We start from the raw sequence: 14,321 nt of genomic DNA on the forward strand, positions 1-14,321 counted from the left end.
CAAGGCGGGTGTCGACGGCACGACGCTCCGGCAGACGGCCCAATCGGCGCTGGAGCTGATCCCCAGGGCGGACGCACCGTACGTGCGGCACTGACGTTCCCCCCTTTCGTCCGGCGACGGACATACCGCGGCGGTGACTACTCACGCCCTGATCCCAACCCAGCGCAAGGCCCGCCGCGAGTACGAGAATCGCGTCAGTGCGCTCGCACCGGCCGGACCATGATCACCGGCTTAGCGTTAACCGCTGTACCGATGTTTCCCCGAGGCCGATGACAGCGCCTCTCGGTCGTCCGAAACACTGTGCGGCGTGGAGGGGGCCTGGGGGTGCTCGGCATTGGGGGCCAGGCCAGGGGCCAGGCCGACGAGGTTCGTCGCCTGGATGCTCAGCCCTCGTCCGCCGCCGGTCCGGCTGCCCTGGGAGTGGTCTCGCTGATCATGGCGACGAGGCGGTGCAGCTGTGCGGTGAGGACGTGCCGCTCCTGCGGAGTGAACTGCGACAGGGCCGCGTACTGGCGTGCGCGCAGCTGGGCCTGCATGACTGCGAGGCGTTCGGCGCCTTCCTGGGTGAGGCGGATGAGGACCTGGCGCTCGTCGTGCGGTGAGCGGCGTCGGGTGACCACGCTTTTGCCCTCCAGCTGCTTGAGCATGCGGGTGGCGGTGGGCACGCTGACCTCGGCGCGAGCGGCCAGGCGGCCGACGGGCAGGCCCTCGCCGTCGGCGTCCTCAGCCAGGGGGGTGAGCAGGGCCAGCTGGGCCATGGACAGGCCGGCGGCGGATTGGCCGACGGTGGCGGCCCGCGAGCGCCGCATCGCGTAGAAGAGCCGGTCGGCGGCCTGGGCCAGATCTTCGATGCCGGGCTCCACAGGCAGGTCAGGGGTGCTGCCGGTCTCGGGGTTGCCTGCTTCTCGCATGACTGTTAGCTTACTAAATGAATGTCGCTAGCAAGCTAAGCATTAGGGAGCGAAGCAACATGTCCTTCCCCGCTCGCATCGACGTCCACCAGCACATCGTTCCGCCCATCTGGGCCGAGACCCTCGCCGCGCAGGGCCTCGACTCCGGCGGCTGGGCCATCCCGGGCTGGAGCACGAAGAGCGCAGTGGCGATGATGGACCAGCAGGGCATCGCCGCCGGCGTCCTGTCCGTCACCGCTCCCGGTGTCCACCTCGGCGACGACGCGCAGGCCCGGAATCTCGCCCGTGCCGTGAACGAGTACGGTGCCGAAGTCGTCAAGGACAGCCCCGACCGCTTCGGCCACTTCGCCAGCATCCCGCTGCCCGACGTCGACGCCGCCGTGGCGGAGGCCGTCCACGCGCTGGACAACCTGCACGCCGACGGCGTCGTGCTGATGTCCAACGCCCGCGGCCGCTACCTCGGCGACCCCGACTTCGAACCGCTGTGGGCCGAGCTCGACCGCCGCGGCGCAAACGTCTTCATCCACCCCGCCCAGCCCCCGATGGACCTGCTCTCGGGCACCCCCGCCCCGCTCGTCGACTACGTCTTCGACACCACCCGCAGCGCCCTCAACCTCGTACTGAACGGCGTCATGAACCGCTACCAGAACGTGCGGGTGATCCTCTCCCACGGCGGCGGCTTCCTCCCCTACGCCGCGTACCGCTTCGCCGGCCTGACCTCCACCGTCGTCGGCCGCGAGCGCAAGGCCGAGGACATCCTGCGCGACCTGAAGCGGTTCTACTTCGACACCGCCCTGTCCGCCAGCCCCAGCGCCCTACCCGCCCTGCTCGCCTTCGCCGAACCCGGCCACGTCCTCTACGGCAGCGACTGGCCCTTCGCCCCGCAGGACGCCGGGAGCTACTACAACCACTACCTGGAGACCTACCCCGACTACGCCCCGGGCCAGGACAACGCCATCAACCGCAAGAACGCCGAGGTCCTCTTCCCCCGCCTCGCCCGCTGACCCCACGGACAGGGCACCGCGAAACCGCCGCGGGCCGCAACTCATCGCCCTGCGCCCGATCCTGCTTGGCCGCGCCTTCGACGCAGTCAGCCCCCACGCAGTCGGCCTGCCCCGCTGAACGGCCCGCGGGTAAGACCGTGCCACACCGAGTGCTGTCCAACCTCGCGCACTTTTCGAACCGCCCCGAGCGCGCTGGCGCCTCCCAAACTCGCGAACAAATGCTGTCGCAACCCAGGCTCTGGCTCAGCTTCCGTGCAGCGGCCACTCTAAGTGACGTCCGGACGTCTCTGGACAGCTTCCGAAGTCGCCCGAAAATGAGCCGTCACGAGGGTGGTTGGGCTGAAAGTCCCGGCCGTGGAAGAGGTCGTGCTCCGGCTGAAGGAGCTGTTGTTCCCGTCGGTCGCGGACATCGAGGTGCTGTCGGTGGCCGTGAATATCGAGATAGTGCGCGTTGACGTGCAGTGCACGAAGGTCGGTGCCGCCTGCCCGGGGTGCGGAGCCTGGTCGACCCGGGTGCACAGCTCCTACCTGCGGTTTCCTGCTGACGCACCGAGCGCAGGACGAAGGGTCGTGCTCCGGTTACGGGTTCGGCGGTTCCGCTGCCGCGACACCGTGTGCGCCCGGCGGACCTTCGTGGAACAGATACCCGGCCTCACCCGCAGGTACGGCCAGCGCACCGAGCGGCTGCGCTCAGCTCTGACCTCTGTAGGTCTTGCTCTGGCCGGACGGGCCGGCGCCCGGCTGGCCGCCGTCCTCGGCATGTCCGTCAGCCGGAGCACGGTCCTGCGCCTGGTCGACGCCCTTCCCGAGCCGGAGGTGCCCGCGCCGCGGGTGGTCGGCGTCGACGAGTACGCCACCCGCAAGGGACGCCACTACGGCACTGTGCTGGTGGATGTCGAAACCCACCGGCCGATCGATCTGCTCCCGGACCGCGAGGCATCGAGTCTGGCCGCCTGGCTCGCCCAGCGACCCGGTATTGAGGTCGTCTGCCGGGACCGCGCGCCGTTCTTCGCCGAAGGTGCCGCTGCCGGAGCGCCGCAGACGGTGCAGGTCGCGGACCGGTGGCATCTCTGGCACAACCTCAGCGAGGCCGCCGAGCGCAGTGTCGCGCAGCACCGCCGCTGCCTTCGTGTCCTGACGCCCGCACCTGCTCAGCCCGAACCCGAGACCACTGCCGCCCCGGACCCATCCGCGTCGCCATGGCCGACAGGCCACCGCTTCGCCGACCGGACCCGGGCCCGGCACGCAGCCATCCACGCCCTGTTGGAGGCAGGACACAGCCGACGCTCGGTCCAGCGGCAGCTCGGCATGGCCTGGCACACCGTCAAGCGGTTCGCCGACGCCGCGAAGCCGGAGGACCTGTTCACCGGCCAGTGGCAGAACCGGTCCTCGGTCCTCGACGACTACAAGCCGTACCTGGACGACCGCTGGAACGAGGGCTCCACCAACGCGTGGAAGCTGTGGGAGGAGATCGTGCCGCTCGGCTACAAGGGCAGCTACCAGCGCGTTCGCGCCTACCTGCGTGAGAAGCGCACCTCACCACGACCGGTGACCGCTCGGCCGCCCTCACCCCGAGCCGTCGCCGGATGGATCCTCCGGCGCCCGGACACCCTCGCCGAGTCCGAGCAGCTCCAGCTCAAGGCCGTCCGGACGCACTGCCCCGAACTCGACGCTCTCACCCGCCACGTCCGCTCCTTCGCGGTCATGCTCACCGAGCGCCAGGGCGAGCACCTCCCGGAGTGGCTCGACGCCGTTCGTCAGGACGACCTGCCCAGCCTGCACACCCTCGCCGCCGGCATCGACCGGGACCGGGACGCCGTCGTTGCCGGACTCACCCTGCCCTGGAACTCGGGTGTCGTCGAAGGCCATGTCAACCGGATCAAGATGCTCAAGCGCCAGATGTTCGGGCGGGCCGGCTTCCATCTCCTTCGCAAACGCGTCCTATTGGCGTGACTGAGGGTCACTGCGTCACGGAAGCTGAGCCAGAGCCGCAACCCATGAGCAAAGCCATCGGTGGATAACGGGACGAGGCGAACCTCACTACCGACGAGAGCGTTGTTATTCACCGCGACACACTAGAACGGGCCACAACACCGGCGGGAGAACCAAGGCTGCCTCCCTGTCCGAACGGCCCATGCACGCTCTTCGCTCCCCACTCTCCCCACACGCTTCAACATGTCACGAACTGGGGCAAGGAGCACCTCCGGTCGTTTCCAAGAATCGCCATCAGCGGTGGTGAATGTTTTTCGACGGGTTTGAGGTTCCCCAGAGATGCGGGGAGTGGTGACAGCAGGTCAGGTGGGTCTGACGAGAGGAGACCAGACGACGCCTGCCCCGAGGAAATACCCGCTGGAGTTGCGTGACCGCGCGGTCCGTATGTATCGCGCTGCCGAGCCGAAGTCCGTCATCCGCCGTATGGCCGAGGAACTCGGGGTGCATCACGAGGCCCTGCGCAACTGGATCCGGCAGGCCGAGGCCGACGCCGGCGAGCGGGACGACCTGCCTCGACCCTTCTCGCCGTCGACTTTCGCCGACATCCCCGCTGGGGTGCCCGTCGGAACTCCCACGAGCTGGCCGGCCGGAGCCCCATCGAGCACCTCGCGGACAGCCCGGTAGCGGTACTTGTGCCACTGACGATCACCGATTACGCCTGGGTCGTGGTCTTCTGCTTGAGGCGTTCGTAGGGGGTGTGGCCGCCGAGGCCGCCGTGGGGGCGATGGTAGTTGTAGTAGTCCTCCCACTCGCGCAGCTTGTCGTTGAAGACCTCGGCGTCGTCGATGATGACGCCGTCGAGCAGGCGGTAGAACTCCTCGGCGTCGATGCGGTGGGAGCGTTCGACCTTGCCGTTCAACCGCGGTGTGCGGGGCTTGATGTAGGTGTGAGCGATGCCCTTGTCGAGCACGTGCCAGTGGAAGGCGGACTGGAACTCGGCGCCGTTGTCGGTCTGGATGACCTCGACCTGGAACGGCAGACGCTGGAGGACATAGTCGAGGAACTGGACGGCGGTCTTCTGGTTCAGCTGAGGGTAGATCCGCAGGATGCGCAGGCGGGTGCAGTCGTCGATGGCGGTGAACTGGAAGTACTTGTTGCGTCCGCCACGCCTGCCCTGGGCCGTGTTGGCGAGTGGCTCGATGAACTTGACGTCGATCTGGACGCGGTGGCCGGGCAGCTGCTTCTCGTACCGCTTCCACCGCTTGTCGTGGCGCTTGTAGCGCTGGGAGGCCGGCAGGCGGCCCATGTCCAGGCGGTGCAGGATCCGCCACACGCCCGACTTGCTGATGGTGACGTCGTGGTACCGCTTGAGGTACATCGCGATCTTCTCCGGGCCGAAGTGGTAGTTCTGCCGGAGGTAGATGATCTTCCCGACCACCTCGACGTGCGTCGCGTTCGGCGATGTCTTCGGGGCCTTGGAGCGGGTGCGCAGGCCCTCGACCCCCTCGGCCTGGTAACGGCGATACCAGGTGTAGTACACCTGCCGGCTGAACCCGAAGTAGCGGCAGGACATCGCGACGTTCCCGGTGACCTCTTCGACATGGCGTATCACCGCCAGGCGCCGCTTGGCCTCACGGTCAAGCGGCGGTGTGATGGGGGTCGACTTCGGCATGTGGATCTCCTAGTGATCGGAGACCCAGGTGTCAACGGTGATCGTCAGCTTTAGAGACGCGGTGCAGGTTGCCGCGAGCCTCTCGTTGCCTGAACGCCCACTTCGTCCCATGGCCGCAGCGGTCGCACAAACCGGTTAAGGAGTGCTTTCAGAAAGCTGGGAGTCTGCGGGTGAGGGCCATGCACTGAGCGAGTTGGAGGAACGCGTCGTGCATGTCGTCCCGTGACTCCCAGCGCACACGTAAGCGACGCGGGCCGTGGAGATGGGCGAGGGCGGATTCGGCGACCCAGCGGACCCGGCCCAGTCCCGACCCGTGGGCCTGCCCGCGACGCGCGATCTTGGGGGTGATGTTCCGCTCACGCAGCCGTCGGCGGTAGATGTCGTGGTCGTACGGTCGGCGTACACCGCCCGCGGTTTGCGGCGGGGCCGGCCCTGCTTGCCTGTGGGTGCCGGAAACTGCGTCACTCGAGGTGACCTGCGGGTTCGGATCTACCCGAGCGCGGGAGGCTGGCGGGTGCTGTGCGGCATCATGCTGGGTCGTGGTGATTCTGTGGACAGTTTGCAGGTGTTGCCGCCTGGCTGACGACGCTACCAGAGCGAGGACGCCTGCACCCGTGATCAGTAGGCACTAAGGCGAGAGGTCGGAGGTCGGTGGGCCACAGCAGAGTTGTAGCCGCCCAGGTGAAGCCTGCACCGAAGGAGGTCACGACGACTCGTTGCCTGGCCTTTAGCTGCCCGTTGATGGCTGAGTGGCTCAGCAGCAGGGGGATGGATGCTGCGGAGGTGTTGCCGACGTGGGTGATGTTGGACGGTACGCGCTCTGTCGGGATACTCAGGGTGTTGGCCACTGCTGCGCTGATGCGTGCGTTCGCTTGGTGGACGATCAGTCTGTCGATGTCCTGGATGGCCCATCCTGCTGCGGCGGCCGACTCTTGAGTCACCTGAGTGATGCGGCGCACCGCGTGACGGAATACCTCGTTTCCTTTCATACGCACGTACGGCCTTTTCATGTCGTCGCTTGGGTGTGAGGGGTGGCGGGAGCCCCCGTCGGGGATGCAGATGGCGTCTGCGTGCTCGCCGTCGCTGCCCCACGCGGCTGCTTTGAGGGTTCCTGGCTCGTCGGCGTGTCCGGCTGTGAGCACGACTGCTCCCGCTCCGTCTCCGAAGATCGGTGCGGTGGATCGGTCGGCTGGGTCGATGACGGCCGACATCTTCTCCGCTCCGATGACCAGCACGGTGCCAGCAGTTCGAGCTTGGATGAGTCCCGCCGCAACGGTCATTGCGTAGACGAACCCCGAGCAGCCGGCGCCGAGATCGAAGGCGGGGACTTGGCGCAGGCCGAGTTGGTGGGCCACCAGGGGCGCGGTGCCGGGCACATGATGGTCTGGAGTGGCGGTGGCCAGGATGACGGCGTCGACGTGTTCGACCTTCGCCGATTTCATCGCCCGGAGACCTGCTTCTACCGCCAGGTCACTGGTGGCCGTCGCCGGATCGGTGATGTGTCGCTCGGCAATACCGATGCGGGTGCGGATCCATTCGTCTGTCGTGTCCAGGCGGGATACGAGGTCGGCGTTGCTTACCTTCTGTGGGGGCAGGTACGACCCCAGGCCGATCAATCGCGCGGCAGGCGTTGGCAACGGTGTCGCGGCTTTTCGTGCAAAGATCAACGGTTCTGCTTCTCTGTGCTGGCGTCACCGTCGGCAGAGGTATGCCGTCGGGATTCCGACCGGCCGGGGCGCTCGTCGTATCGCGTTGCCGCCGGTGTGCGGGCGCTGGTGCCGGCCGGTGGACCGGAGCTTGCGGCGAGGGGCTGGAGTGCGACTGCGTCCTTGGTACGGCCTTCGGTCAGTCTGTCTGTGGGCAGAGACTTTGCTCTTCCGGGTTCTTGCGGCGGGAGGCTGATGCTGCCCGTTGAGCCACCAGGTCGACCAGGTGTGCGACGGTGGGCGCCTTCACCAGTTCGTGTTCGGTGATCACGATGCCCAAGCGTTCCTCGAGATTCATGGACAGCAGGGCAACGGCGAGGGAGTCGATGCCCGCTTGTGCCTGCGTGGCCGCAGGAGTGATCGGCGCGGCTGGCAGATCTCCCCTTTGGACCAGGATATTTTTGATGAGCGCAAAATCGATGACAGGTGCAGTACCTCGGTCAGCGGCGGGCGTCGGAAGCGTTGCGCCGGTGTGGGGTGGCTGGCCCGGTACCTGTGGGTTGCTGTGAAATTGGGGCAGTGCGTTTACCGCGTCGTGGAACAGCCTGGGCAGCCGATTCAGCCCGGGAAGAGCGGCGTCGGTGACGAAGCAGACGCTGGTGATTCCGTTGTAGCTGCAGGCCACGATCGATGCTGGCTGGTGCCGCGGGAGCCAGTTGAAGGGCTGGAGGCAGGTGACTGGGTCTTGCTTGTAGCGCAGTGGCCGGTGGATGGCGAGGTAGGACGTGGTGATGGTGGCCCGATCGGGCGTGGTCAGCCGGGTCGCCAGAACCTGGAAGGCGCGTGCGGGGACGAGGTCCATCACAGAGCGCATGGCTTTGTGACGGCTCGGGTCCTTGGCCGCGCGGGTGGAGTTGATGACCTGGTCGAGGCGGCCTTCAACCGTCGGCTCGTGACAGGGAAGGGGCACGGGTGCGAAGGTGCAGTAGTTCCCCGGCAGGTCGTGCTCCTCGCCCCGGCGCAGGTTGACCATGGTGATAGCCGGCAAGGACTTGTCGGCGCCGCGGGGCCAGGATTGTGATGTCCAGGTGCGCAGGGCTCCGCTGAGGGTGGCCAGGAAGGCGTCGTTCGTGTCGCCGCCGCGGGCGGTGGCGGCCTGCCGCAGTCGCTGCGTGGGGACATGCGCCCAGCTGATGTCACGGTGGCCGGTAAGGGGCAGTGCCGTGTCGTTCCAGACGTTGTTGGTGGCGCTTGCGGCGAGCATGCTGCGCACGGTGCCCAGGTAGGCTCCGGCTCCTGCCCGGGGCGCGGGCTGCACGGTGGGCGCGGGTTCGCTGCCGAACAGAGTGGTCATGGTACCGATCAGGCCCATGCCGTCCTGGGTGCTGTGGTGTGCGCGCAGGCAGATGGCATAACGCCCCGGGGCGTATCCGGTCAGCAGCCAGATGTCCCACAGGGGGCCCGTGTCGGGCAAGGGGTGCGCGACGAGGCCGACCAGAGCCGTCTCGAGGTGCTGGTCGCCTGAGGGGATGCGCTGTTCGTGAACGCGGTGCTGCAGGTCGGGGGCTGGGTCGTGGTGCCAGCGGGCTTTGAGTCCGGGGCCGCGGAGGAAGTGCGTCAGGCGCGGTTCGGATTTCAGGTGGGAGCCGACGTGAGCGCGGAGTTCTCTGAGGGCGGGAGCGGTTCCTTCCAGGTGGAGGATCACTCCGATGGTCTGGGAGACCGAGGGGTGGGCCTGGGCCATGTCGTGCATGGTCAGGTCCATGGGGGTGGGACGAAGGGGGACGGTCACGGTGTTCTCCGCTGTGGTGGGCTCGGTGGGGAGGCAGGGCTCAGGCCGGTGTGAGCCGGAAGATCCGCAAGCGGCGCCCAGAGCGGTGGGCGAAGGAGACGTAGGCCGGCCAGACTTCGACGAGGTGGTCCCAGGCGGCGGCCCGCTCGTCGCCCTCCAGGAGGGTGGCGGTCACCGGCAGCGTGCGTCCGCGGCGGGTCACGCTTGCGCTGGGTGTGGCGATCAGGTTGTGGGACCAGGCGGGGCTCGGGGGGCGGCCGAAGTTGGTGTCGACGACGAGAAAGCTTCCGTCTGCTTCGGGGTGGCACAGCAGAGGTGTCTGGCGGGGCAGGCCGCTGCGGCAGCCGATGGTGGTGAGCATCAGTGAGGGCAGCGTGGCGGGCATGAGCAGCATTCGGCCCCCGCTGAGACGATGAGCTGCCCGGTCGACGCCTGGCGCGATGTGGGACATGATGCGCACGAAGCGAGCGTTTCCTCCCGCTTTCCTCAAGGCTCGGGCGATGAGCCCGTCCTGATGTGTGCGGCTGGTTTGAAAAGGCTCGATCTTCGCCGGTGTGGCGGCTGCAGGGCGCCCGGCGGCATAGTCGCGCCGGGCGCTGCCTCCGGTTGCGGCGGCCTTACGGGTGAGCTCGGGAGCCATGGCGTAGGCACGGTAAAACGAGGGCAGATAGCCGGGAATGTCAACGGTTTGCCGACGGCTGCTGATGGCCTGAACGGTCGCAGCTGCGACCTTCTCCGGTGTGGTGGGCGGCAGGAAGTCGGCGACCCTCGGCATGCGGGCCGAGGGGACGTGGATCTTGAAGAAGTCGGTGCCTACGACGGTGGCCGGGCGTACCAGAGTCACGCCGATACTGGAGCCGGCTAGTTCGATGCGCAGCATCTCGGTGTACGCCTCGACAGCGGCCTTCGCCGCGGCGTAGGCCGCCGAGGGTCCTTTTACAAAGATCCGCCCTGCGGCCGAGCCCATCGCCACGATCTGTCCACCGCCGCCCGCCCGCATCAGCGGCAGCACCGCTGCGACGGAGCAGACCAGGGCATCGTAGGAGGTGCGCATGGACAACTGGGCCTGCTCGACGGTCATCTCTTCAACGTCCGCCCAGCGGATGTAGGCGGCGTTGTGAACCAGGACGTCGACGCGTCCGTGCTCGGCATGAACCTTGGCGATCCACTCCTCCAGGGCGGGGCGATCGGTCACGTCGACATGCGCGAACTGGACGGATGGCGCCCCAGGCAGCTGGATGAGATCGGCAGCAGCTCGCTCGAGGCTCGCCTGGGAGTTGTCGCACACGTGCACATGGGCCCCGACCGCGGCCAAGGCACAGGTCAGGGCCCAGCCGATGCCCGCTGCACCTCCCGTGATCAGGCATACGCGCCCAGACAGGGAAGAGGGAGCCGGTTTGGAGCGGAAGGGGTTCATGGGGTGGTCCTTTCGGCGCTTTGCGCACTGCTGTGCCGGCGGGCCGGCAAGACGACGCGTGATGGCCGGATGCGGTGGGTGAGGTGGCCCAGGGCGAGCAGAGCGAACGCGTCGGTCAACACGGGAACGTGATACGGGAAGGGGCGCGGGCCGAGCATGTCGGGAACGGAGTGGATGCTGCCGTCGGAACGCTGCTGAGCGAGCAGGTAGCCAGCGGCGCGCGCAGCGGGAGCAGGGTCGAGCTGCCCGGCCAGAATGATCAGGGCGTAGGCGGTGCTGATGGCATCGCTCGGAGACCGGTTCTGCTGTCCGAAGCCGCCGTCCGCGTTCTGTGTGGTGCGCAGCAGCTCGGTGATCCGACCGCTCATCGGGTGGTGGGGGCCAGCGGCGAGGTATGCCCTGAAGAGGGTGTGCAGGCGACTGCTGCTCCAGCCGGGGGGAAAGGAGCCGTCAGACATCTGGCTGTCGGCGAGGAAACGCAGAGCAGGCTGGATGAGGTGATGGTGGCGCCCTTGGACATGGAGCGCGTTGATCGCGGCGGCGGTCATGCAGGCTTCGGAGGGCGTGCCTGATCCATAGGTAGGGAATCCGCCGTCGGTGCCGCGAACCGCGATCAGGGCTTCCAGCCCGCGTTGAATCGGATCGCGGTAGGTGACCGCGTCCAGCTGGTGCAGGAATTCGATCGCGACGGTGGTGCAGTCCGTGTCGGAGAGCTCGGCCTGGTCAGTGTAGGACCAGCCGCCGCTCGCGTGCTGAACGTGCACGAGGTGCCGGGCGATGGGGTGCAGCACCTTTTGCGGTGCGCCGACGGTGCACAGAGCGAGGCCAGAGACGACAGTGCTCCACGTGTCGGTGTCCGTTACGAAAGGCAGGCCGCCGTCCCCCCTCTGGTGCATGAGAGCGGTGCGCAGGCCGGTCTCTACGAGGCTCTCCACGCCGGGGACGTCCACCAAGGCGTGCAGGACTGACAGGTGAATGAGGAGGTTTCCCTCCCACACCGTTCCGGGGCGCTGGGTGGATACCAGCAGAGTGACGTCGTCCCGGCCGGCCGGGCTTCTGCCTGCCGCCCGTCCCAGGATGGCCTTCACGGCAACGGCTTGCACCGCAGCCCAAGGATGCAGCGTGCTCGCCTCGATGGCATGAGGGTCAGCGTCGTCATGGACGGTAGCCGCGCCCAGCATGGTGAAGATGGCGTGGGCCAGAGCGCGTTTGCGAGGTCCGGTGAATTCCGGTACCCGGCGGACGATGTCCTCCAGGGCCTGGCGACACGCCGGCTGCCCGGTACCTCGGCCCAGGGCAGCGGCGGCTACGGTCGCGTCAATAAGGTCTTCGCTGTTCCGATGGTGCTGAAGGTAGCGCACGATGCGAGTACGCGCCTCGCGGTGGTCAGATGCACACCGTTCCACCAGTGCCAGGGCGAGCGCGGATTCAAGGACCCGGCTTCGGCAGGAGTCGCGCACGGCACCATTGGCTCCCACCCGGTTCAGCACGCGCGCCAAGAGCCGCTCGCGCCCGGCAGGCAGCGTTGCTGGGAAATGCGACGACGGCCAGGCCGGGGGGAGTTGCTCTGCGGAAGGGAGTCTCATCGGTAGGACAGTCCTTGGAGGGCACGGAGAACTCGGTGGTGTGGATCGGAAGGGCCGGGCGACGAGGTCAGTCACACAGGCCGGGGCGCCCAGCGGGCGTCGAAGCGATGGGTGACGCCGAGCCAGTGCAGCGTCGCGGCCACAAAGGAACCGAGCGCCGTCACGTAACGCCGTACTCCATCCCGCTCGGTACCGGGCACGGCCATCGCGGTCAACGAGGCGGCCAGCGCATGGAAATCCCTCAGTCGGTCATCGCGCATCACCGTGACCTGTTCGCGCGCCGAGGCCAGGGAGCAGCTGCGCTCACGGCTCAATACAGTCACCAGGTTGTCGCGGCCCTCCCGCAGGTCGTCCTCGTCCGAGACCAGGTCATTGGTCCAGCCGGCCACATCAGCTGCAGCCCGCCGCAGGGCCCTCATGAGGTCCTCCCCGGCGGGCAGGACGGGCCAGGGCGCGCCGGTGGTGCACTCCAGGATGTCTGCCATAGGCAGGGCGGTGATAGTTCTTCGACGCCGCAGGACGTAGTCGTGGAGCCCCAGTTGGTCCCGGTCGGCGCGGCCGGTGGCCTCTTCATGCGTAGCCAGGGCGAAGTCGCGGTAGTCAGCAACGAACCGCTCCCGCCACTGTGTGGGCATCCGCGAAGCCGTACGCCGCCACAAGTCGTCCAGTGCGCGCTCGAACCCGCTGCCAGATCCGGCAGAGCCACCGGTGAGCACGTCCAGCAGCCGGTTGAACAGCGACGCGACCTCTTCCGGCCGGACATCGGCCCAGCCGCGGTCGAGCCGGTCGTCGACCAGGCAGATGAATGCAGCCCACTGGGCCGTCAGTTCCACATCGCAGGTGTTCGCCTCCGGCGCGGTCAACTCAGCGAATTCCCCCAGTCGCATAGCAACCAGGCGCTTCTCTTCAAAGGCGTCGACCACCAGGCTTAAATCCCGCGCCCATGCCAGCACTGCGGCGCCGACCTGGATAGCCCGGACCTCACCCGGCAGGTCAGGGCGGAGTAGGCCAGCACCAGTTTCCCCCGTCATCCGCCTCAGCCCAGCCCCGGTGTCACATCGACACGGCCCGCGAGCGTGGCCAGGCTGCTCCCAGTGGGGACCGGTGACACACCGAACGCTCGAGAGAACACCGCCGAACCGGCCGGCTGGAGCATCGTGTCGAACGGCTTGCCCTCAACCGAGCCAGGCGAGTTCAGGGACGGCATAGTGACGGTGACCTTCGACATGTCGATCTCGTACGTGGAGAGATCAACCGGCTGCACGGCTTCATCTCCGACAGCCCCACGCACCAGCATCGACCGCCGCGCCAAGTCACCCTGCGCCCCAGTGAAGCGAAGACTGCGCCCGTCCGAGGCCCGCGTGAAGGTCATGCCACCGCCCGCCGACCAGGACCCCTCGGTCAGGTCGAGGCTGATCTTGCCCTTCATCGGCCACTGCACACACGGGGTCGGCCCCGAAGAGTCGAGCACGGCCGGAGCGTCGGCCGTCGTCGCAATTCCGTCGGCCGCCAGGCGCTCAGCCGCCACGGAAGACAAGCACCACGTGACCGTCCCCGCAACAGGCATCACGGGCCCCGCAGCCACAGCCGCAGACACGCCCACAGCCGACAGAGAAAGCAGAGCAGTGACGATCGCTGTACGACGCCGCATGAGCAAGCCTTCCTTTAGAGGGCTGCCAGATTTGCCTATAACACCTCCAAAGTCGGATGAATGAACGTTTTCCCGGCCGAAGTTCACCTGAAGGCGTGAGAGAGGTGCCTGCTTCCCCTGAGTTGTAACGCGAACACACGTCGGTCATCCTCATGAGCGAAAGTCGCGTGCCGGTTCCTGAAGGGTGTCTTTATTGCCCTTCGATGGTTGACCTGGGGCTTTGCGATCGCCCGAGTATGGGCATGATCAGTGATCGTGGGTCTGCGACTGCTCTACCTGATCTTCTGCCGACTACTGGGCTGCCTCCTCCTGGTGGGCCGCTCGACCGCCGCGAAGAACGCCGAGATCCTTGCCCTTCGTCATGAGGCCGCTGTGCTGCGTCGGCAGGTCCAGCGGCCGCGGCTCTCATGGGCTGACCGTGCCGTGCTCTCCGCTCTCGCGCGGCACCTGCCATCCGCCTTGCGCCGTCATCGCCTGGTTACCCCGGGCACCCTGCTGGCCTGGCACCGTCGTCTGGTGCGTTGGAAGTGGCGGCAGGCACCAGCCAGACCCGGTCGGCCACCGTTACCGGAAGAGACAGCCGCGCTCATCCAGCGCCTGGCGAGAGAGAACCCGACCTGGGGATACGTCAGAATCCAAGGCGAACTGCGACGCTTGGCCATCGGGTCGCCGCCGCCACCATCCGGCGCGTCCTGCGCCGCTCCGGCCTG

Annotated in this window: 11 protein-coding genes and 2 pseudogenes; 4 read left to right on the forward strand and 9 right to left on the reverse strand. The window is 67.5% G+C overall.

What is annotated here, in order from left to right; translation table 11 throughout:
* Positions 1–383: 383 nt before the first annotated feature.
* On the reverse strand, positions 384–911 hold the full coding sequence (locus ACZ6CL_RS41910; RefSeq protein ID WP_468946581.1) for a MarR family winged helix-turn-helix transcriptional regulator: 528 nt from the start codon (positions 909–911) through the stop codon (positions 384–386).
* A gap of 59 nt (positions 912–970) precedes the next feature.
* Between ACZ6CL_RS41910 and ACZ6CL_RS41915 the strand changes: the two genes are divergently transcribed.
* The 3 genes from ACZ6CL_RS41915 to ACZ6CL_RS41925 all read left to right on the forward strand — a co-directional run bounded on the left by ACZ6CL_RS41915 (position 971) and on the right by ACZ6CL_RS41925 (position 4,531).
* Positions 971–1,915, forward strand: a complete 945-nt coding sequence (locus tag ACZ6CL_RS41915; RefSeq protein ID WP_468946583.1) for an amidohydrolase family protein — start codon at positions 971–973, stop codon at positions 1,913–1,915.
* 354 nt (positions 1,916–2,269) lie between these two features.
* On the forward strand, positions 2,270–3,868 hold the full coding sequence (locus ACZ6CL_RS41920; protein WP_468946585.1) for an ISL3 family transposase: 1,599 nt from the start codon (positions 2,270–2,272) through the stop codon (positions 3,866–3,868).
* Positions 3,869–4,186: 318 nt separating this feature from the next.
* A complete protein-coding gene (locus ACZ6CL_RS41925; RefSeq protein ID WP_468946586.1) occupies positions 4,187–4,531 on the forward strand; it encodes a transposase in 345 nt (114 codons plus the stop codon).
* A 28-nt stretch (positions 4,532–4,559) separates the two neighbouring features.
* On the opposite strand, the gene ACZ6CL_RS41930 is transcribed toward ACZ6CL_RS41925, so the two are convergent.
* From ACZ6CL_RS41930 to ACZ6CL_RS41965, 8 genes and pseudogenes are all read right to left on the reverse strand, one after another.
* Positions 4,560–5,519, reverse strand: a complete 960-nt coding sequence (locus ACZ6CL_RS41930) for an IS481 family transposase (protein ID WP_468946589.1) — start codon at positions 5,517–5,519, stop codon at positions 4,560–4,562.
* Positions 5,520–5,667: 148 nt separating this feature from the next.
* Positions 5,668–5,960: pseudogene (locus ACZ6CL_RS41935) on the reverse strand (IS5/IS1182 family transposase); the annotation flags it as partial.
* Positions 5,961–6,046: 86 nt separating this feature from the next.
* A complete protein-coding gene (locus tag ACZ6CL_RS41940) occupies positions 6,047–7,186 on the reverse strand; it encodes a beta-ketoacyl-ACP synthase III (RefSeq protein WP_468946591.1) in 1,140 nt (379 codons plus the stop codon).
* 178 nt (positions 7,187–7,364) lie between these two features.
* On the reverse strand, positions 7,365–8,930 hold the full coding sequence (locus tag ACZ6CL_RS41945) for a wax ester/triacylglycerol synthase domain-containing protein (RefSeq protein WP_468946594.1): 1,566 nt from the start codon (positions 8,928–8,930) through the stop codon (positions 7,365–7,367).
* Between the two features lie 67 nt (positions 8,931–8,997).
* Positions 8,998–10,374 carry an SDR family NAD(P)-dependent oxidoreductase gene (locus ACZ6CL_RS41950; protein ID WP_468946597.1) on the reverse strand — a complete coding sequence of 459 codons (1,377 nt, stop codon included), beginning with the start codon at positions 10,372–10,374 and terminating at the stop codon, positions 8,998–9,000.
* Complete coding sequence (locus tag ACZ6CL_RS41955) at positions 10,371–11,960, reverse strand: prenyltransferase/squalene oxidase repeat-containing protein (RefSeq protein ID WP_468946598.1); 1,590 nt, start codon at positions 11,958–11,960, stop codon at positions 10,371–10,373. Before ACZ6CL_RS41955 ends, ACZ6CL_RS41950 begins: the two co-directional genes overlap by 4 nt.
* A gap of 71 nt (positions 11,961–12,031) precedes the next feature.
* Positions 12,032–12,883 (reverse strand): terpene synthase family protein, encoded by an 852-nt coding sequence (locus ACZ6CL_RS41960; RefSeq protein ID WP_468946601.1) that lies wholly within the window; start codon positions 12,881–12,883, stop codon positions 12,032–12,034.
* Between the two features lie 113 nt (positions 12,884–12,996).
* Positions 12,997–13,488 (reverse strand): hypothetical protein, encoded by a 492-nt coding sequence (locus tag ACZ6CL_RS41965; protein WP_468946603.1) that lies wholly within the window; start codon positions 13,486–13,488, stop codon positions 12,997–12,999.
* 378 nt (positions 13,489–13,866) lie between these two features.
* Here ACZ6CL_RS41965 and ACZ6CL_RS41970 point away from each other — a divergent pair.
* Positions 13,867–14,321 (forward strand): annotated as a pseudogene (locus ACZ6CL_RS41970) (helix-turn-helix domain-containing protein); the annotation flags it as partial.

This window comes from Streptomyces sp. NPDC041200 (genome assembly GCF_055591805.1).

Excerpts from the sequence above, each read along its gene's own strand:
- ACZ6CL_RS41915 (WP_468946583.1), top strand. The coding sequence starts at position 971 with ATGTCCTTCCCCGCTCGCATCGACGTCCACCAGCACATCGTTCCGCCC.
- ACZ6CL_RS41910 (WP_468946581.1), bottom strand. The coding sequence starts at position 911 with ATGCGAGAAGCAGGCAACCCCGAGACCGGCAGCACCCCTGACCTGCCT.
- ACZ6CL_RS41950 (WP_468946597.1), bottom strand. The coding sequence starts at position 10,374 with ATGAACCCCTTCCGCTCCAAACCGGCTCCCTCTTCCCTGTCTGGGCGC.
- ACZ6CL_RS41955 (WP_468946598.1), bottom strand. The coding sequence starts at position 11,960 with ATGAGACTCCCTTCCGCAGAGCAACTCCCCCCGGCCTGGCCGTCGTCG.
- ACZ6CL_RS41930 (WP_468946589.1), bottom strand. The coding sequence starts at position 5,519 with ATGCCGAAGTCGACCCCCATCACACCGCCGCTTGACCGTGAGGCCAAG.
- ACZ6CL_RS41925 (WP_468946586.1), top strand. The coding sequence starts at position 4,187 with ATGCGGGGAGTGGTGACAGCAGGTCAGGTGGGTCTGACGAGAGGAGAC.
- ACZ6CL_RS41945 (WP_468946594.1), bottom strand. The coding sequence starts at position 8,930 with ATGGACCTGACCATGCACGACATGGCCCAGGCCCACCCCTCGGTCTCC.